Source organism: Shewanella piezotolerans WP3 (genome assembly GCF_000014885.1).
Taxonomy (GTDB): Bacteria; Pseudomonadota; Gammaproteobacteria; order Enterobacterales; family Shewanellaceae; genus Shewanella; species Shewanella piezotolerans.
In genome coordinates, this window is record NC_011566.1 from 317494 (window position 1) to 337723 (window position 20230).

Genomic DNA, 20230 nt, shown 5'->3' on the forward strand with positions numbered 1-20230 from the left:
CGCTCTCCACCTAGCTCATTATCGCTTGGCACTTTGGTTATTTTGCTGCAGTAAAAACTGTGCCCAAGCATAATCCTCTTCAACAGCCAAAGCTTGTTGCCAGTCAGCGATTGCGCCATCAGCATCACCTAAACTCTGTTTGGCCAGTCCCCGCCAAGTGTAAGCTTCTGCATGACCCCAACAAATGTTATCACAGGGAATTGCGTAAAGCTCAATCGCTTTACTACTCAGTTCAACGGCTCGTTGCTTACTGCCACCGTAGGTTTCAGGAGTATTGAAAGCAGCAATAGCCTGCACTAAAGGTACTCGAGGATTGGTGGGATCTAACGTTTTCGCTTGCTCAATCGCTTTGGCTGCTTTGGGACCGTATAGTGCTCCCTTGCTATAATCCAGGCCGATTAACATGCCATAAACAGAAGAGAGCAGGGCTAGGTTGTCGGCATTAGCATTCGATGTCGTTAGAGGTTCGAGGCTCTCTTTTGCTGACTCGAGTGCACTGATAGCGAGTTCGCGTTGACCTAGAATATTGGCGCTGATGGCGAGGCGGTAGCCGGCATAGGCTTGTTGGTAATTATCACCTTGTTCGGTGAGTGATTGTAGCGTTTTAACGTCCATTTTATTTGCTGCGGCATCTATATTGTTAATGGTATCTGCTTGAGCAAATTGGCTGATAATAGCCATTGAAGTAACAAGTAATAGTGATTTCATATCAATCTCCTTTTGAGCCCTGTATTGGGTACGGGACCATTATTAAAGATTGTGGGGTGACGCTGTAGGCACAAACGTCACCAGAACAGCATGACAAATGTCATCAATTCAAGCTTGAATCACTAAATAACTGATATAGGCTAGATAGCCTAATACCAAGATCGCTCCTTCGCGGCGACCAATACGCAAACCTGTGTAGGCAAAAGGGAGTAACATCACAGCGAGCCCTATCATCACCTGCCAGTCAAGGGCGCTGATATCATTGCCAATGATAGGATGGATAAGTGCGGTGACACCCAAGATCCCCAAAATATTAAACAGGTTTGAGCCTACAACATTGCCGATAGCAATATCACTTTGCCCTTTGAGTGCGGCAACGGTTGAAGTCACTAGCTCTGGCATACTTGTCCCTATCGCGACAATAGTCAGCCCAATAATGATTTCGCTGATCCCGAAGGATTGTGCCAGTGCGACGGCACCATCAACAAACAAGATCCCACCACCGACTAACATACTAATACCAACAATGATAAAGATGATGGACAGCCATTGGCTTTGTCCTGCGGCTTCAGCTTCATTTTCAGCAGAGGTTTGTTTGTCAGCAGTGAAATAGCTGTAGCTTAAGTAGGTAACGAGTAGAGTGGTAAGAATGGCACCATCGATAAAGCTCAGTCCATCATCAAGCAACAAGCCCCAAAATAGCAGTGATGCTGCAATCATAATAGGGATATCACGTTTCACCATTTGCGATTCAATTTTGATAGGACGAATGAGTGCGGTAATACCTAAGATCAAGCCAATATTTGCAATGTTGGAACCAATGACATTCCCCAGCGCAATTCCGCTATTGCCAGCAACTGCTGACTTTATACTGACTGCAAGCTCTGGCGCACTCGTACCAAAAGCCACTATCGTTAAGCCGATAATTAACGGTGATAAGCCAAGTTTTAGCGCGATACTGCTTGCGCCTCTCACTAGTGATTCAGCGCCTAGGGTTAAAATCACAAACCCGCCAATAATCGATAACCAAGTGAACATAGCACTACTTATTAGATAAAATTAAAAGGACGGCTAGCATAGTTATTTTTGCTAAGAGCGCAACAAATAATCAGCCAGTAAGCATTAAATATAATTTACCCGTCCAGCCAGAGAGTATGAGCTGGGCTTTGAAGTCTAGCCTATACAAAACAGCACACCAAAAGGTGTGCTGTAATTTTTTAAAGCATTATCGCTGGGTTGTTAAATTTCATCTTCCCAGCAGATTTTTCCGCCGCGAATACCGTCAACTTTTTCACTGAAGCTTTTCTCAAGTACGTGACGCTTGATCTTAAGAGTAGGAGTTAATATATCGTTATCAACATCCCACTTCTCGGTAACGACCACAATCGCATCGACCGTTTCATGAGACTCTAGATGAGGGTTAACCGCATCTAGTGTATTTTTAAGTGAGCTTCTTACCTCTTCTCGAGGCTGCAGTGAAGCACCTTCAGACAGCTGCACTAGCGCAATTGGGTGCGGTAGCCCAGAGCCAATGACACAGATCATTTCAACGTGAAGGTCTTGTGCTAGTTTGCGCTCGATAGGCACAGGTGCAACATACTTTCCTTTGGAGGTTTTGAAGTTGTCTTTTACTCGACCGGTAATGGTGACACAACCATCGTCATCGATACTGACGACATCACCAGTATAGAAGTAACCTTCTTCATCAAAGCAAGCTGCGGTCTCTTCTGGTTGCTTATAGTAGCCCTGCATTAATCCAGGGCTCTTAACCATGAGTTCGCCGACATCAGACTGCTTGATAGAACACCCCTCAACCGCATGCCCTACCGTACCAATCTTGCTGGCATCAAATGGGTGGTTAATAATGGAGTAGGCGCAGTTTTCTGTCATGCCCCAAGCTTCACTAATATTAAGGCCGATTTTGTGGTACCAGTTCACCAACGATGGCGGAATTGGGGCTGAACCTGAACCGAGAAGATGACAATGTTCAAGGCCAAGCCCGGCATGAATTTTACGTTTTACGATGCCGCTAACAATAGGAACCTTAAGTAAAAAGTTAAGCTTACTGGCACCAATTTTATCGATAATATTTTTCTGAAATAGGCTCCAAAGGCGTGGCACTGAGAAGAATACTGTCGGTCTAGCTCGCTGCACATCGGCAACGAAGCTATCGAGACTCTCAACAAAAGCGACACAACTACCTGAATAGAATGAAGAGCCTTGTATTGCCACACGCTCGGTGATGTGTGCCAGTGGCAGGTATGAGATTAATCTATCTTCAACATCGGTTTTTAAGTCACGCACTACGGCGTTACAAGTCCAGCCATAGCTAGCAAAAGTTTGGATTGCGCCTTTAGGTTTGCCTGTTGAACCTGAGGTATAAACTAAGCTCATGATCTGTTCAAGTGAAGGCAATGGTGCATCGATTAACGGCTGGCCTAGGGTGAGCAGTTTATCCCAGTGGTATTGTGCAGGCATGGTATCGTAAGGCATCGCCATACGTAGAATTTCACCACCAACGCCGCTTTCTTGGTCTGCCCAGTAATCAAGTTTGCCGATGAATATCGCTTTAGATTCACTGTGCTCTAGCGTGTATCGTATGGTGTCTGCATTGGCTGTTGGGTAAATAGGAACACTAATGTAGCCGCCATGCATAAGCGCTAGATCGGTGATAAACCATTCGGCACAGTTTTTAGAAAGAATGGCAACTTTATCGCCTGGGTTCAAGCCTAAGTGTCTAAGTGCGCCTGCAATTTGCTGCACTTTTACTTGTACATCTCGCCAAGTAAAGGTCTTGTACTGGCCGTCAATAGGCTGCTTTAGATAAACTTGATCGCCTTGTTTTTCAACCCAATGTTCAAGCATTTCAATTGGGGTTTTCATAGAAGATTCCATCGCAATTCCATATTGATTATTGTTAATTCCAATTCAGTCTGTTGCTGCTTTTTTGTTTTAATCGTTTGTTTAACAGCCTGATGTGACAATATTGAGTATGGCGAAAAATGTGATCTATGACAACTTTTTCAAACGCTCGTTATAATTTCTCGCAATGCAGCGATTAAAGCATGTCTTTTGAGTGAAGGGGAGTGAGGACTTAACGCAGTAGTTGACGTGCTAGCCTACAGTGCTAGCACGCTCTTTTATTGGCTTTACTCTGACGGCGCACGCATCTTTTGCCACCATTGCTCATCAGCAACAATTTGGCCGGCGTCATCTATGGCTGGGTAGGCGAGCTTTTTGCGGCGACAGGCTTTGGCATATATAGGGTGACCTTGTTCAAACAGTTTTATCTGACAATATTGCTCATCAAGCTTTCGAGTGCCGTACATGCCAGCGGCTTCGCGTTGACGTTGGGCTTCATACATTATCAGTGCCCCAGCAACGGAAACATTGAGTGACTGCACCATGCCAATCATCGGGATAATCACATGCTGATCGGCGCTAGCGATACCTTCAGGGCTGACGCCATCGCGCTCGTTACCTAAAATAATAGCGGTTGGGCGGGTATAATCGATTTCGCGAAAGTCGACCGCTGTTTCGGAGAAGTTGGTCGCGAGGATCTGCATATCTTGACGGCGAAACTCAGCCACTGCATCACTCATTTTATTGTGCGCTTTAGACTTCACCCATTGCTGGCTACCAGAGGCGGTGTTGCCGGAAACACGCATCTCAATCTCTGGCCATACAGCATGGATCTCATGAATGCCAACCGCATCTGCAGTGCGAATAACAGCTGCAATATTATTGGTTTTATGCACCTTGTCTAAACACAGTGTTAGATCTGGCTGGCGGTTGTCTAGCATACTGTTAATGCGGGCGAAGCGTTCTGGACTCATGTCTTTTACCAAACTTTTTTATCAATAAAAAGGGCGCCGTAGCGCCCGATTCTTTAGTCAATGGAATGGAATTACACTTCCATTACGCCGTCCATTTCAACTAATGAGCCTTTTGGAAGTTGGCTAACACCGATTGCTGCACGAGCTGGGTAAGGTTGCTCAAAGTAGCGACCCATAATTTCGTTTACCGTCGCAAAGTTGCTTAGGTCTGTCATAAAGATATTGAGTTTAACAATATCGCTTAATGAACCGCCAGCAGCAGCACAAACAGCTGTTAGGTTTTCAAAAACCTGTACGACTTGCGCATCAAATTCATCGCTAACCATTTCCATTGTTTCTGGGTTCAGTGGGATCTGACCTGATAGATAAACCGTACTGCCTACTTTAACTGCTTGAGAGTATGTACCGATAGCTTGCGGCGCTTTGTCGGTTGCAATGATAATCTTCTTTGCCATGATCTTCCCTTTGTATTAAGTAAACTAATGTTTAAGTTAAATGAGCTAGCGGTTACGTGAAGTTCGCAGTACTTCAGGCAGAACCCTAATACGGCGCATCACGTTAGCTAAATGAATACGATCTCGCACAGAAATACGCAGGTTGATAAGGAATACCCGCCCATCGCGCTCTTCTGTGGTTAAGTTATGAATATTCGAGCCTTCAGCAGCAACAATTGAGGTGATCTTAGCTAATGCACCTTGGTGGTTAACGATCTCTACTCGTAAGTTAGCTTGATACTCAACGCCTTCAGCGCTGTCCCACTGTACAGGGATATACTTGTCGGGTTCACCTTGGTAGCCGCGGATATTGGCGCAGCTTTCCATATGTACCACTAAGCCTTTACCTGGGCTAACATGGGCAATAACCGCATCACCAGGAATTGGGCGACAGCAATTAGCAAATGTCACCAACATACCTTCAGCGCCGCGGATCGGCATGGTATGTGACTCTCTTGCCTCTTGCGCATCGACTTGATCGCCACGTAAACGCTGGGCGATAACAATACTCATTGCATTACCCAAGCCGATATCGGCGAGTAGTTCATCAAGTGTATTGTGCTTAGTATCATTGACCACTTTTTCAACTTGCTCTTTAGGCAAGTCATCGAGCTTAGTATCGCCTAACGCATGGTTCAACAGGCGCTTGCCGAGTAGAACCGCATCATCTTCTTTAAGACTCTTTAGCAGTTGACGAATTTTAGCGCGAGCTTTACCTGTCACCACAAAGTTGAGCCATGCAGCATTAGGGCGAGCACCTTTTGCGGTGATGATCTCAACTGTCTGGCCTGAAATTAACGGTTGGCTTAATGGGTATGCTTGGCGATTGACGCGAGCACCAACACAAGTATTGCCGACATCCGTATGCACTTCATAAGCAAAGTCTACGGCGGTGGCGCCAACGGGGAGTTCTAGGATACGGCCTTCAGGGGTAAACACGTAGATCTCTTCAGGAAAAAGCTCGGTCTTAAAGTTTTCTACGAATTCAAAAGAGGTACTGGCGCTTTGTTGTAGTTCAAGCAGGCTCTGCATCCACTTACGCGCACGAACTTGCGTTGTGGTGCCTTGTTCTGCCGAGCTGCCTTTCTTGTATAGCCAATGTGCTGCGACCCCTTTATCAGCCATTTGGTCCATATCTTCAGTACGGATCTGGATCTCAACTGGCACGCCGTGAGGACCAAATAGTGAAGTATGCAGTGACTGATAGCCGTTGGCTTTAGGGATAGCGATATAATCTTTGAATCGACCTGGACGGGGTTTGTAGAGGCCATGCATGGCTCCCATAACGCGGTAACAGGTATCGATGGAGTCAACGATGACTCGGAAGGCATAGATATCCATGACTTCTTGAAACTGCAGCTCTTTGTTGCGCATCTTGTTATAGATGGAATAAAGATTCTTTTCACGGCCTTTGACAGTGCCTTCAAGGCCAGTGTCTTCGAGTCGAGTGCCAACAGCAGCTTCAATACTTTGGATTAACTCTTTACGATTACCTCGTGCGGCTTTTACCACCTCTTTTAATACACGGTAGCGCATCGGATAGTAGGCATGAAAACCTAAATCCTCTAACTCACTCTTAATATTATGAATACCAAGGCGGTTGGCGATTGGAGCGTAAATTTCGAGGGTTTCACGGGCAATACGGCGACGTTTATCGGGGCGCAAAGCACCTAAGGTACGCATGTTATGCGTTCTATCGGCAAGTTTGATTAAGATGACGCGAATATCTTGGGTCATCGCCATCATCATTTTGCGGAAGTTTTCAGCTTGCGCTTCTTTCTTATCGCGAAATTTTAGCTTGTCGAGCTTAGATACACCTTCCACCAATTCGGCAATAGACTCACTGAATATTTCAGCCAGTTCCTCTTTGGTAACGGGGGTGTCTTCGATGGTGTCATGTAAGAGTGCGGCCATAAGCGTCTCATGATCGAGACGCATATCGGCCAGGATGCGGGCTACCGCAACCGGATGAGTAATATAAGGTTCGCCACTCGTGCGCATCTGACCTTCATGGGCATCGCGCGCCACCTGATAGGCCTGCTTGAGTAATTCTACCTGTTCAGGTTCTAAATAACCTGAAGCAGACTCCTTGAGACCTTCAAACAGATACAAGTGACTCTACTCCTTATATAGCGTTACGGCCTTCAGCGATGGCAGCAACGGCAGCAATTTCAGCTGCTTCACGTTCACGAACTGTCTGGCGCTCATCGGCATCCAAAGTATCAGCTGTGACTAAACCTAGTTCGATTTCGCGTAGCGCGATAACCGTTGGCTTGTCGTTCTCTTCTTCAACCATAGGGTCTTTACCCTGCACGGCGATTTGGCGAGCACGACGCGCTGCAACCAGAATCATATCAAAACGGTTGCCGATTTTGTTTACGGCGTCTTCTACAGTTACGCGAGCCATGTTTGGAAACTCCAGTGTTTTATCGATTGAAAAAATGACGCAAAATTGTACATGAAGACAGTTAGTCTGCCAACAGATCTTTAATCATATCATTTTGCGTATGAATTTGGCTAGCAGTGGTTAATCTTTGGCTATGAATGATAGCTAAAAGATCGCTCTGCGCTTTGTCGAAATCATCGTTCACTAAAATAAAATCATACTCATTATAGTGCGACATCTCTGAAACAGCTTGTGCCATCCGGCCTGCAATCACTTCTTGGCTATCTTGGCCACGCCCAGTAAGACGGCGCTCTAGCTCAGCACGTGAAGGGGGAAGAATGAAAATACCGATGGATTCAGGCATCACTTTTTTCACTTGCTGAGCGCCTTGCCAATCAATATCGAGAAATACGTCGATACCTTTTGCCAATGTATGCTCAATGGTAACTCGTGAAGTGCCGTAGTAATTACCAAAAACCTCTGCCCATTCAAAAAAAGCATTTTCAGCAATTAGGCTTTTAAACTCATCTTGATTAACAAAGTGATAGTGCTGACCATGCTCTTCACCTGGACGAGGTTGGCGGGTGGTATGCGACACAGACACTTGCATATCAGCGGGTTGGTCTTTCAAAAGAGCTGATATCAGTGATGATTTACCTGCGCCACTTGGCGCTGAAACGATAAATAGATTTCCGCGTGCAGTCATTGTTTGCCTATCCGGTACGTATGCCCATATTGGGCGAGTGAAAAGATTTAGCCGCGCATTATACAGTCTAGGATGATATTTACGCTAGTCATGACAGCGGGCTCAAGCATAATTTAGTGCTTAACGTTATTTTTAGGGCTAATTTCGCTGTATACGGCTAAAACACTGACATCCTCAAGCAAAATTGGGTAGGCTAGAGTTTTATGTTTTCGCCTGAGCATAAATACAGTTAAGTGGGAAGCTATCCACTTTTATTCAGAATTCATTGAGATGGTAGGTATATCAAGGTATGCAGTTTTCAGCACTTTTTTGTATGGTAGGTCGTGATAATGGTCAGCGCTTTGCTGTCATCAGCGGATTGATTTTCTTTGTTTTGTTATTGGCTGCGGTACTACTGGGTTCTACAGCTGCATTGTATGTTGTTGGTATGCTATTACTACCCATTTTAGGCTTAACTAGTTATAGACGATTACGTGATAGTGGAAAAACGCCACGCTTGATTGCATTAACGCTGACTCCATTTATCTTGATATTACTTACATTAGTGCATATAGACAGTGTGATGCTACTGCTTACCTTTATGGTGTTTGCGGCGCTCGCGATAGGTTACATCGCTATTTTACCCTCTATTTCAAAGGCTAGTTACCGACAGGGATATTCTGGTCCTATTAAAATCGTCGACCGTGCAGTTGCAAAAGGTTCAAGGGTACGTGTTGAGCCAACGTTAACTGCCAGCGAGAATAAACCAGAAGCCGCAACGACTTCTTTTTCGAACTCGGAATCTGATTTTGAAGCAGAGCTAGCTAATGGCAGTGCAACAGATTCACCTGCGCAGGGAGCAAGCTTAAATAGTAGCAGCTTTATTAAAATACAGCGCTGGCTGATGGCCAATCAAAAAATGGCTTTCTCGGGAGTGGCATCTTTATTGGTTTGTATGTTGTTATTAAGTATTTGGTCGCTAATACCGACTGATGATGCTAGTGCCGCAGAGCAAACTACTGCTGAGGTAGAATCTTTAGCAAAGGAGCCTGCTGTTGAACGCAAAATGACGACCTTGCCGGACGGCTTTAGTCTAATACTTGAAGATGATGTTCTGATCGTCAGGTGGCTAGGAGAGACAGGAACACCGACAACGCTATGGTCTCTTGCTACTGCGAAAGGTGATAGAACATGTGCTGCGCTTAAGTTTAATAATGGTACTGAGTATCGCCCTGTTGAGGTCGACTTATTAGCCGATACTGGCACCGAAGCTCGTTTTTCCCCGCTTGATACTAAGGCGATTATTGTTGATATGGCGCGCCGTGGAAATGTGAGTCTCTGTGGTTATAATTTCAGCCTTAAAGGCAGCCAAGCCGCAATCGGAAAGGTTGCTGCATTCGCCACTTATTTATAACTTAGCGTATTGTGGTTAGGTATGACTGGAAATTGCAAGGGAGAGTCATTAAACTGCTTCGCCTTAACTTTTGCGTAATCGCTTACGCTAACAGCATATACCAGCAGATTTGATGGATGGCAAAATGGCTGATTTAACCTTAGTGATTCTAGCAGCGGGTTTAGGCTCACGCTTTGGTGGTGACAAGCAGCTTGCGGGGTTGGGGCCAAATGACGAAACCATGCTGGAACTGTCGCTCCGTAGCGCTTACAAAGCGGGCTTTACTCGTGCTGTGTTAGTTATCCGCCCCGAACTTGCTGCCAGCTTAGATCTACTCTTAGCTGATAAATTACCACAGGGTTTCCATTGTGATTATTGCATTCAGTCACTGGACGACTTGCCAGAGGCGGTGACGCATTATGTTGATTTAGCAGCACGTAAAAAACCATGGGGTACAGCACACGCCCTATGGAGTGCGAGAAAGCAGGTTACGGGCCCTATGGCGGTGATTAATGCCGATGATTATTATGGCGATAGTGCATTTTCATTGTTAGCTCAAGGCCTTGTTAAAAGCGCTAGCGATTGGATGATGGTAGCCTATCCAATCCATTTGACCCTATCTGAAAACGGTGGTGTTAACCGTGGTTTGTGTGAAGTCAAAAACGGCAAACTTGTTGACGTTGCTGAGTGGCTAGATATTCAGTCTCATGCTAATGAGCTAGTTGGTACTTTTGCAGGTAAACAGCAAACCATTGTTAGTGATGCTTTAGTATCGATGACATGCTGGGGCTTTAACGCCGATATTTTTGCAGTGATTGAAGCGCAGCTAACTGACTTTATTATTGGGTATGGTAGAGAGCCTAAAAGTGAGTGCTACCTGCCTAGTGTCGTGCAAGCGAGATTACAGCAAAATCTTACAAGCGAAGACACACGTAATGTGAATGTCAGCGTGGCGCAGGAGTCTTGGTATGGTGTTACCTATCCTGAAGATGCTAACTGGGTTAAACAGAAATTATTTGAAAAATTAGCGGCAGTTTAAACGCCGTTGCTAATACATAATGAGTTTGCATGGAAAACCTGCACCAAAAACAGGTCGAAGCAACGATATTGACAGAAACTGGAGAGTTGGGTGATTGATTTTATAAGACAGAACGTTTTGTCGCACTTTGGTGAGCAGATGGATAATGCCAAAGTTTCACCATTAGGTAATGGCCATATAAACCATACTTTTCTTGTGCGGAGCCCTGTACGAGAATTTGTGCTGCAAAAAATCAACACTCAAGTCTTTACCACTCCCGATGCTTTGGTTAGTAATGCTGATAGGATCAGTCGCCATTTAACGCTAAAGAACCAGCAACAGCAGTACCAGTTGCAAGTCGTTTCTCCTGAGCAGACTCAGACAGGTATGCTTGCAGTTGATCTCGGTGAAGATGGTTTCTGGCGAGCGATTAATTATTTGCCCCACAGTCATAGTGTAGATGTTGTTAGTACCGAAGCTCATGCCGAAATTGCGGCTAAAGCCTTCGGTCACTTTTCCTGCTCACTAAGCGATCTTGATGCCGAGCTTATCGTTGATGTTATTCCAAACTTCCATCACCTTCCTGGTCGAATCGAACAGTTATCGCTTGCTGCAGCTAACGATAGCCAAGGACGACTGAGCGTTTGTCAGCACTGGGTTGATATGGTGATGGCGCAAACTGAACTACTGCACGAACTTGCTGAGGTTGAAGCAAAACTGCCACGCCGAATTTGCCATAACGATACCAAGATCAACAATATGCTGTTTGATAAGCGCGATATGACCAGTATGGCGATTATTGACCTTGATACTTGCATGAAAGGCTACTTGATGTATGACTTTGGTGACATGGTACGTACTTTCTGTAGCCCTGAAGAGGAAGACTCAACCGCATTAGATAAGGTTACAGTGCGCGAGTCTATCTTTGCCGCTATCTGTAATGGGTATTTGGGCGAGTTAGCCCCTGTGCTATCTGAGCTTGAACGTCGTAGCTTATGGTTAGGTGCCAAAGTCATGTGTTTAATGATCGGCGTGAGGTTTCTAACTGACCACCTAAACGGAGACGTTTATTTCCATATCCATCATCAGGGGCATAACCTCGAACGTGCTGAAAATCAATTCACTCTGTATCAGAGTTTGTTGGAACAACAGGATATATTAAGTGCCTACCTAAACTAGACACGCCTAAATAGCAGTTTGTCTAATGGCCAACCGTTAACTTTACCAGGGGCTAGTACCATTATTGATGGACAAGATAATGGCTGTTCTTTTTAATCAATGCGCTTCAAATTGAAAAGATAGTGTGCCTCTGAATTGACTCAATATTTAATGCAATTGGTATAGCATGATATTTGGTTGAATTGTTTAAGATCAAACCATTGTTAACTGGTAGCTCTAACTGCTGTTAATGAACGCTGGAACCTCCTACACTGCCGACATAATAATCATATTAGGTATCTTAGATGGCTCCAATTATCTGCAGTAGTGCGAGACAAGCTGTGTCTTTAATCGAAAGTGGTGAAACACTTTGGACCCATTCTATGGGGGCAACCCCAACACTGTTACTTAATGCTCTTGCTGAGCACGCGCTGACTAAACATGACTTAACCTTGTTACAATTGCACACTGAATGTGCGGAGTCTTTGAGTGATGAAAAGCTTATAGGGCATCTGCGACATCGTTGTTACTTTGGTGGTTTGCCAACACGATCATTGCTGCAGCAAGGGGACGCTGACTATGTACCGATCTTCCTTTCCGAAGTACCCAAATTATTTCGTTCTGGAGAGCAAGCTATTGATACTGCCATTATTCAAGTATCGCCACCTGATAAACATGGGATCTGTTCTTTAGGGATCTCAGTAGAGGCCACGCTGGCAGCCTGTCAAGTGGCGAAGAAAATCATTGCTCATATCAATCCACAAATGCCGCGTACCCATGGCGATGGTTTTATCCATTATGATAAATTCGCCGCGGTATTTGAGCAGAGCATGGCGTTACCTCAGCACCCACTAGCAGCGAGTGATGAAGTCAGTCTGGCTGTTGGTAAAAATGTTGCCAAGCTAGTGCGTGACGGAGATTGCCTGCAGATGGGAATAGGCGCCATTCCAGATGCGGTGCTCTCATGTTTAACTGAGCATGAAAACCTTGGAGTACACACTGAATTATTCTCTGATGGAGTGCTTAATCTAATTGAACAAGGGGTGATCACTAATCGCTGTAAAAAAGTACATCCGGGCAAGATTGTCACTGGTTTTGCACTAGGAAGTCAGCGACTCTACGATTATGTTGATGATAATCCATCGGTAATTTTTATGGATATTGAACAGGTTAACGACACCTCGATAATACGTAAGAACCCCAATATGATGGCGATAAACTCGGCCCTACAGGTGGATATTTCAGGGCAGATCTGCGCTGACTCTTTAGGCACTAAAATATACTCTGGCGTGGGTGGGCAGATGGACTTTATCCGCGGAGCTGGTTTATCTGATGGGGGGCGCTCGGTCATAGCGTTGCCTAGTACTGCTGCTCGGGGCTCGGTATCTCGAATATCGACGGTGTTATCGCCTGGTGCTGGAGTGGTTACGACTCGCGCGCATGTGCACTATATTGTCACTGAATACGGTATTGCCAACTTAAGAGGCAAGTCCTTGCGTGAAAGGGCGCGTGATTTAATTGCCATTGCGCATCCCGACTTTAGAGAGCAATTACGGCGCGAGACTTTCGATGTTTGGGGCTTAACAGTATAAGCGAGACAGTTAATTGCAGCAGCTAAGGCAATAACGATTAAAGGCCAGCGTGTTGCGCTGCGAGAAAATCGTTAGGGGTAAGCCTCGATGGCTTACCAATCGGGTTGTATTTACTGGGTTTATCGATTTGCTGAGCGATGAAATCATGCCTAAGGGCTGGGAGTAGTAGCTCAGCAAACATATCTACCTGGTGATTATTAGGATTTAGCCAAGCATTCATTGTTGGTTCATCTTGAGGCAAGATCATCGGACTCGCCTTACGATGAAAAGGCATTAAGTCGGGATGTGGAGCGTTGGTGATAATAGAGCAGGAAGTTAAGCTCTCACCTGTTCTTGGATGCTGCCATTCTCTAAATAAACCACCAAAAGCAATTGCAGCGTCTTCAGCGATAAAATCATGGTAAACAGTGCTTGAATCAGATTTTTCTGTTTCACCAAACCCTTTGGCAATCACAATACAACGACTTTCCCGAAAGGCACTATAGCCTGCGCTGTTCGGCTGGTTGAGCTTGTCATAGCGGGTATTAAATGAGGTAAATCGACTTGGTTTAAAGCCATCATAAGTGGTCTGTTGTAGCAGCCACCACGAGGCTGTTTGCAAAAATCGTTCGCCATTGTGTTCACGTACAATACTGATATCATTTGTGGGCATTTTGAAGCGAGAAAACAGCATCTCCTCACTGTTATTAATACGCAGATCTTCCATCAATGCCTGTACAAACATATCATCGATAACATTAAGTCGTCCGCACATCAGTACTCTCTTTTAAGCCGTAGTCTTAGCTTTAACGTAGCACAGTTATTTATTTAATGGTGCTTGAGCTGACAAGACAGTTACAGATACAAAAAATCCAACAAAATACATTGCTGGATTTTTGTTTGCCTGTTGCGCTAGCGTTAGGCTGTTATCTATTTTCGACTCGCTTAGAAGCGGTAGTCTACTGATAGATATAGTTGTTGGCTGTCATTTAGCGAAGCTGTTTCTGAGCCTGGTACTGCTCCGTTGTATGGTGTAGGTACTGGGCTATTATCGACATCATAATCTTGCTTTAAGTAACGGTAACCAATTTCAGTACTGAGTTTGTCGTTTATTTTGTACATGATACCCGTTTGGCCACCCCATACGAATTTGTTCTTGGACTCTAGTGAGCTCGCATCTGGACTAATGTGGTTCATACCCGCTGTTGCACCAATAAACCAGTTCAGCTTGTTGCTATCGCCAAGTCCAACTAGGTAATCATATGACATTAAAAAGCTTTGCTGCTTCGTGAAATCATCTGAGTTGTAAGAATAAGTACCGTATACACGGTTGTTGTCATTTAAGTAAACACCGGCTCTTAGTTCATAAACTGCATTGCTATCAGTTTCTTTGACAGATTCTGTTTGTGGACCACCTGCAATAGGGTTTTGAACTTCTGGCACGTAAGAACCTTTGTAGGTGTTCTCTTGTGCGCCGACGCCGCCACCGATAAACCAATCAGCTGCCATTGTTGGTGCTGAAATTGCTGTTGCGAATACTGACGCTAAGATAAGTGATTTAGTTTTCATGTTTGTGCTCCCACACTAATAAATAGTTTGATTGTGCTAATTGCCAATCTGGTGTTTCGTTTTGTTGGAGCCATAGTAGGGGACAGTAGCTGAATAATAACTGAATGATATTAGCGATCGTTCTGTTTTCTGTTTTAGCTATAAGTAACAGAATGCGATACCGTTAAATATTTGATCTATATAGTTTAAATTATATATTGGAATTGATAGTAATAAGTATTGGTGTCGCTAAATGGCAACTTGTTTTAGATCCATTGACGGCTGTTATGCTTATGTTCAGCTTGAAGAGCAAGAAAATAAGTATTTTTATTAGTCAAAAGTGCTGACTGGTAAATGACAACTTCAGCTCAAATGCCGAGATCGTAAACTTAAAGTTAGTGGGCTTAGATTTTCAACTCTATTTATGGGTGTTCTAAGTTTAACTTCAGCATCACTTCAGTTTAATGGGTAATAATTACCCATTGCTAATGGATTGTTTGGTTTAAGTTCAACCCGTTTGACCTTCATTTAAACATCATTTACCTCATTATTTCTTTATAGGCTCAATCTAGACATGCTTAATTTTTTAAAAATTATGGCGGTATCGTCGATGCTGCTGTGTATGACATCTGCTAACGCAATAGAGCGGGAGCCTCATAAAGAGCGCTATGACCGTACTTTTCCTATTTGGGCTCAAGAAGCGATAGATCTTGGTCATGAACTGCCAAAGCCCTACGGTTTTACTTTTAATTATATGACCATGGAGCAGCCGCTAGTTGTAGATTCCGTCTCATTCACTGGACTTGGTGGTCTTGACGACTTGCTGAGTATTAAGGGCAGCGAAGCACAGCAAGACTCGGAGACAATTACATTTAGAGCGGATGCTTGGGTGCTGCCGTTCTTAAATCTTTATGGCCTTATTGGGCATACAAAAGGGAGTAGCGTCGCCAATGTGCAGTTAGAAGCTGACTGGTCAACCATTTTGCCGCCGGCTGCCTGCTTGGTCGCTCCTTGTTTTGGCACCAGTGATCCTTTTGATTTTGAACTCAACTTCAAAGGCACTACTTATGGCGTTGGCGGTACGTTAGTTGGTGGTATCGGCAACTGGTTTGCACTACTGGATGTTAATTACACCAACACAAACTTAGATATTTTAGATGGCGAGATCAGCAGTATTGTCGTCTCCCCTCGAGCGGGTTACAGGACGAGTTATAACCAGCGTGACATTCAAGTTTGGGTTGGCGCTATGTATCAAAATGTTGAGCAAACATTTAGCGGTTACTTACGAGATATAGGCATTCCACTGGGTAATGCGAAATTTGAAGTAAACCAGCATCTTGAAGATAAATGGAATGGATTACTTGGTGGTCAGGTGGGGATTACTAAAAATATCGATCTGTTGCTGGAGTTGGGTTTCGGCACCCGAACCAGCTTTATGATGGGATTAGGCTACCGTTTCTAGCTTACGAATGGCAGGGGGAGTTATGCGGGTAATAAATCTATTACTTTTTGTGTTACTGGCGGCTGGATGTTCTATCGTCGATAAGGTCGACTCGACTGAAAAGTCATTACTGATGGAAGCTGGTTTTGTGCAGCAACAAGTCACTCTCTATGAGGGGGGCACGCTTAACTATTGGCAAGCTGGGCAGGGCAAAACCGTACTACTTATTCATGGTTTTGGTGGCAGTGCCGTGACTAGCTGGCAGCAGGTGATGCTGCAACTGAGTCAAAACTACCACGTAATAGCACCCGATCTTGCTTGGTTTGGCGACTCAGTGAGCCAGGCTAAACCGAGCCTAGAAGTGCAGTCTAAAGCAATGACCCAGCTTATCGATAAGCTCGAACTTGATAAGGTCAATGTTGTTGGGATCTCTTATGGCGGTTTTGTCACATTTGATTTAATGATTAATGAACCGAAAGTAGATAAAGCAGTGCTATTGGCAAGTCCTGGAGTATTGTTCTCAAATGCCGACTTGGCGGCATTGAATCAGCGTTTTGGGGTTGCGGACGCAAGTGATATTTTTGTGCCGCGAACACCTAAGCAGATGCGCCGTTTATTGGAAGCAACATTTATCGATTTCCCTTGGTATCCGAGCTTTATCGACAGTGCTATTTATGATCGCTATTTTGCTAAACATCTTGATGAAAAACGTCAGCTTATCGGTGGCTTAACTGAAGATAGAGATCGTATTGCGAGCAATATTAACATCGAGACCCTGCCCGCAAGCATGCTTATCTGGGGCGAGCATGATGTCGTATTTCCATTGGCATCTGGCATTCAACTCGCTGATTACCTTAATTCGCCAATCGTGGTTATTCCCGAAGCTGCCCATGGGTTGAGTAATGACCATCCAGATATCATCAGTCGCGCTATTAAGGCATTCATCCAATGATGCCAACTCAGATTAACCTGCAGCTCATCACGATTATAGCGCTATTATTACTGGCTGGATGCAGCAGTGCTGACTGGCAAGTGCGCGCGCTACCGAGTGAAACAGCAGTTGCTGCGGCACTCGATAACGAGCCGGATCCATTACTGTTGGGTGAGGTTGTGCTGCAAGACTTACCATTGGTGCGGATGCCGGAAGATGTTCGGCCTTGCTGCGCATTTGGTAATGCTCAAAAAGTGCAAGTAGCGTCAATATCAGTGCCATTCTTTCGCTATGCCAATACCCTAGCGGTCAACAGCGTTGGGCCACATGCTTTTGAGGCGGGCACATTTAGCTATCAGAAAGATGCACCTAATGGCAGTCGTGGTGGAGAAAACAACGGCCAGATCTATACGTTGCGCGGCGGCTTTATCGATTTGGCCCATGTGCGAGATACTGCCGACAATGCGGTTGCATTGTTCTATCGTATTTTCCCCAAGTTAGGGCAAGCTCAATCTATTGTATTACCTAATGAGATAGGACCTCGCACCATAGAGTTGACGGCCTTTGATACCCAAGGGTTAACCGCAGCTCAGCGTTGGGAGGTGGCTGCGACTATTGCTGTCAGGCAGGCATACTTTATGGCAGAAGCTCATGAGATCGCCCAGTGGCATGGTTACCGTAGCTGGGCACCTTGGTCTGAAGCGGTATCTGCTTACTCGCCTGAAGATCTGTATTCCAACATGTTGGGGGCCAAAATAGCACTGGCTTTGCTAAGCAATAATCTGGCGATGAATAAGGAGCTGTATAACCAGCATATGACCCAATGGCTCAGCGCGACGCTCGACTGGTTAGAGCCGGTAACGATAGCGCAAACCAATGCCATGTTTGATGTGATTGATGGCGTGTGGTGGGACTCCAAGCAGCCGCTTCCGAGCAAGTTTATGTTGCTGAAACGTCACTACAAGTTAGGGGATAAGCAATCGCCCTATTTGGTACCGGAGGCGCTGGCAAAATCACATGCTCAGTGGATGGAGGTTAGCAAACTCTATCAGGCTGATGTTCAACCGCATCACCTCGCGCTGACTAACACCCTACATGGTATCGATATCGATGCCATCGCCGAGCAAAAACTGCTGGTGGCGGACAAATTCCAAGCCAGCTTTGGGCACATTCCTGAGTCGTTGTGGCGCAATGGGTTTAGTCACAAGGATTTCTATCGCATCAGTGAATACAACCAAACTCAAGACAATATTGAGTTAGCTGAACATATAGAGCAGACGGCGCCGCACCTTAGTGAATTAGCGGTGCAACCATGAGTATGAGTTATAGCGCCAAAGCTGTCGGGGTCTGCTGTGGGCTTATTTTCGCGCTGAGCACTGCAATCGCAGACGCTAGTGAGCAGGTTACTCCTCCGGAGCAGCACTCGGACGCTGAATCACAAGGCTGGCTGGAAGATTTTTTAGCGACTCTTGGTGCAGATGGCGAGTTTGACTCTGACAAGCTTATAGATTTTAGTTATCTGCCGGGGCCTTTCTATAACCCCGAGATGGACTTGGGGGTGGGGATCTCTGCGGTGGGTTTATACCAATACGACTCCGATGATGAGGTTAGCCAACTATCCTCACTCGTCATCAATGGCTTGGCATCCACTAACGGCGCTTTAGGTGTCGCCATTGCCAATAAGACCTTCATTAACCAAGACAGGCAACGCTTCTATCTCAACGCTGAGTTTTTTGACGCACCGGATGTGTTTTATGGTATTGGCTACGATAATAATCATAGTGACGTTAATCGGGTTGAGTTCAATCAGCGCATCATGTCGGTCAATCCTATGTTGCTACAGCGCATGAGTCCTACCAGTTTTGTTGGTATCGGATTTGATTTTAGCTACGCCAGCGCAGATAGCATTAACCCTTTAGATTCAAGTGTAGGGACCGAGATATTACAAGATAGCTCCCGCAGTGTCGGTGTGAATCTACTTGCGAATCACGACAGTCGAGATAACGTGCTGAATCCACAATCCGGGCGGATCTTGGAGATTGATGCGGCTTTCTATCGGCAGTATCTGGGCAGTAAAACGGACTTCGATGTTTATAATGCGCTGTATAGCGAGTACCTGAAAACTGGCCGTGGAGAAGACGTATTAGCTTGGCAAGTGCGTGGTCGGTTTACCTCCGGTGATGTTCCTTGGGATCAACTTTCAAAGGCGGGTGGCGGGGACTTACTGCGTGGCTATACTTCGGGACGTTACCGAGATAAACAGATGTTGATGACTCAACTGGAGTATCGACTTAATCTTCCAGGTCGTCACGGCATGGTTTTTTGGGGTGGTGTTGGTGCTATCGCTGATAATGTCAGTGCGTTTAGCAGCAATCAACTTTTACCTAATGGAGGTGTCGGTTATCGGTTTGAAGTTAAACCTAGGGTTAATTTAAGACTTGATATGGCATGGGGCGATGGTGACACGGGCTTTTATTTTAACGTCAATGAGGCGTTTTAGTAGCATTGATATGTATGAAAAAGGGCTCTTATGAGCCCTTTTAATATTGTCGGTTTTAAAGTGGTTTAACTAACGATTACTTAAAGACTTTTTCGTTGGTACCGTATGGGCCTAAGTTAAGGTCACGCTTACGGATCTCATCAACACGGTCAAATGCTTCTTCTGCTACGCTTAGGTTTTTAACATTTTTGCGCCAGTAGTATTTGAAGCCGTTGAAATGTGCATTGTTCGGGTACCAGTACATCATGCCTAAACCTCTGTCTGACATGATTGGGGTGTTGTGTATTGTTGCACCAGGAATATAGAAGTATTGACCAGTGCCGAGTTTTTTAAACTGGTTATCAGCAAGAGTTTGCCCTTCACCATTGACGACGTAGTAACACTCTGGCTGACCATGGAAATGTGGTGCATGGTCTGATTTACCACCATCAGTAATACCAATTACGGTAGGGCTATCAGAAAGCTCTTTCCAGATGTAGCCAACAGGTGATTTAGACTTATCACAGTCTTTAACTTCTAATACATTACCGTCATCATCGAGCGTTTTACAGAACTGCTGGT

At 45.1% G+C, this 20230-nt stretch carries 18 protein-coding genes and 1 pseudogene; 8 read left to right on the top strand and 11 right to left on the bottom strand.

Translation table 11 applies throughout. The features are described 5' to 3' along the window. Positions 1 to 18: 18 nt before the first annotated feature. The 8 genes from SWP_RS01445 to gmk form a co-directional block, all read right to left on the bottom strand. Positions 19 to 708, bottom strand: a complete 690-nt coding sequence (locus tag SWP_RS01445; RefSeq protein WP_020910532.1) for a tetratricopeptide repeat protein — start codon at positions 706 to 708, stop codon at positions 19 to 21. Positions 709 to 816: 108 nt separating this feature from the next. Further along, positions 817 to 1746, bottom strand: coding sequence for a calcium/sodium antiporter (locus SWP_RS01450; protein WP_020910533.1), 930 nt, complete (start codon positions 1744 to 1746; stop codon positions 817 to 819). A 201-nt stretch (positions 1747 to 1947) separates the two neighbouring features. Beyond that, the gene (locus SWP_RS01455; protein ID WP_020910534.1) at positions 1948 to 3603 is read right to left on the bottom strand and encodes an AMP-binding protein; all 1656 of its coding nucleotides are present in this window, start codon (positions 3601 to 3603) and stop codon (positions 1948 to 1950) included. A 254-nt stretch (positions 3604 to 3857) separates the two neighbouring features. Beyond that, a complete protein-coding gene (gene trmH / locus SWP_RS01460) occupies positions 3858 to 4544 on the bottom strand; it encodes a tRNA (guanosine(18)-2'-O)-methyltransferase TrmH (RefSeq protein WP_044555545.1) in 687 nt (228 codons plus the stop codon). A 71-nt stretch (positions 4545 to 4615) separates the two neighbouring features. Continuing rightward, the gene (locus tag SWP_RS01465) at positions 4616 to 4999 is read right to left on the bottom strand and encodes a RidA family protein (RefSeq protein WP_020910536.1); all 384 of its coding nucleotides are present in this window, start codon (positions 4997 to 4999) and stop codon (positions 4616 to 4618) included. Between the two features lie 45 nt (positions 5000 to 5044). Continuing rightward, positions 5045 to 7150 carry a bifunctional GTP diphosphokinase/guanosine-3',5'-bis pyrophosphate 3'-pyrophosphohydrolase gene (spoT, locus tag SWP_RS01470; protein ID WP_020910537.1) on the bottom strand — a complete coding sequence of 702 codons (2106 nt, stop codon included), beginning with the start codon at positions 7148 to 7150 and terminating at the stop codon, positions 5045 to 5047. Positions 7151 to 7163: 13 nt separating this feature from the next. Beyond that, positions 7164 to 7445: a DNA-directed RNA polymerase subunit omega gene (gene rpoZ / locus SWP_RS01475; RefSeq protein WP_020910538.1), complete on the bottom strand. Its 282-nt coding sequence runs from the start codon at positions 7443 to 7445 to the stop codon at positions 7164 to 7166. Between the two features lie 61 nt (positions 7446 to 7506). Further along, positions 7507 to 8130, bottom strand: coding sequence for a guanylate kinase (gene gmk / locus SWP_RS01480; protein WP_020910539.1), 624 nt, complete (start codon positions 8128 to 8130; stop codon positions 7507 to 7509). 289 nt (positions 8131 to 8419) lie between these two features. Here gmk and SWP_RS01485 point away from each other — a divergent pair, with 289 nt between their 5' ends. The 4 genes from SWP_RS01485 to SWP_RS01500 all read left to right on the top strand — a co-directional run bounded on the left by SWP_RS01485 (position 8420) and on the right by SWP_RS01500 (position 13270). Beyond that, the gene (locus SWP_RS01485) at positions 8420 to 9523 is read left to right on the top strand and encodes a DUF805 domain-containing protein (RefSeq protein ID WP_020910540.1); all 1104 of its coding nucleotides are present in this window, start codon (positions 8420 to 8422) and stop codon (positions 9521 to 9523) included. A gap of 124 nt (positions 9524 to 9647) precedes the next feature. Next, positions 9648 to 10541, top strand: a complete 894-nt coding sequence (locus SWP_RS01490) for an NTP transferase domain-containing protein (RefSeq protein WP_044555546.1) — start codon at positions 9648 to 9650, stop codon at positions 10539 to 10541. Between the two features lie 90 nt (positions 10542 to 10631). Further along, positions 10632 to 11699 carry a phosphotransferase enzyme family protein gene (locus tag SWP_RS01495; protein ID WP_044555547.1) on the top strand — a complete coding sequence of 356 codons (1068 nt, stop codon included), beginning with the start codon at positions 10632 to 10634 and terminating at the stop codon, positions 11697 to 11699. A gap of 284 nt (positions 11700 to 11983) precedes the next feature. Then, on the top strand, positions 11984 to 13270 hold the full coding sequence (locus SWP_RS01500; protein ID WP_020910543.1) for an acetyl-CoA hydrolase/transferase family protein: 1287 nt from the start codon (positions 11984 to 11986) through the stop codon (positions 13268 to 13270). Positions 13271 to 13307: 37 nt separating this feature from the next. On the opposite strand, the gene SWP_RS01505 is transcribed toward SWP_RS01500, so the two are convergent. Then, a complete protein-coding gene (locus tag SWP_RS01505; RefSeq protein ID WP_044555548.1) occupies positions 13308 to 14024 on the bottom strand; it encodes an SOS response-associated peptidase family protein in 717 nt (238 codons plus the stop codon). 170 nt (positions 14025 to 14194) lie between these two features. After that, positions 14195 to 14818 carry an outer membrane beta-barrel protein gene (locus SWP_RS01510; RefSeq protein WP_020910546.1) on the bottom strand — a complete coding sequence of 208 codons (624 nt, stop codon included), beginning with the start codon at positions 14816 to 14818 and terminating at the stop codon, positions 14195 to 14197. A gap of 553 nt (positions 14819 to 15371) precedes the next feature. Between SWP_RS01510 and SWP_RS01515 the strand changes: the two genes are divergently transcribed. From SWP_RS01515 to SWP_RS01530, 4 genes are read left to right on the top strand one after another with little or no spacing between them, the layout of a single operon-like run. Continuing rightward, entirely contained in the window at positions 15372 to 16259 is an 888-nt protein-coding gene (locus tag SWP_RS01515; protein ID WP_020910547.1) for a hypothetical protein, read from the top strand. 22 nt (positions 16260 to 16281) lie between these two features. Then, on the top strand, positions 16282 to 17190 hold the full coding sequence (locus SWP_RS01520) for an alpha/beta fold hydrolase (protein WP_020910548.1): 909 nt from the start codon (positions 16282 to 16284) through the stop codon (positions 17188 to 17190). Next, positions 17187 to 18485, top strand: a complete 1299-nt coding sequence (locus SWP_RS01525; RefSeq protein WP_020910549.1) for a DUF4056 domain-containing protein — start codon at positions 17187 to 17189, stop codon at positions 18483 to 18485. The genes SWP_RS01520 and SWP_RS01525 overlap by 4 nt, the downstream gene beginning before the upstream one ends. Continuing rightward, entirely contained in the window at positions 18482 to 19669 is a 1188-nt protein-coding gene (locus SWP_RS01530) for a BamA/TamA family outer membrane protein (protein WP_020910550.1), read from the top strand. The genes SWP_RS01525 and SWP_RS01530 overlap by 4 nt, the downstream gene beginning before the upstream one ends. 76 nt (positions 19670 to 19745) lie before the next feature. Here SWP_RS01530 and SWP_RS24745 read toward each other — a convergent pair. Next, positions 19746 to 20228 (bottom strand): annotated as a pseudogene (locus SWP_RS24745) (cupin domain-containing protein); the annotation flags it as partial. Positions 20229 to 20230: the final 2 nt, after the last annotated feature.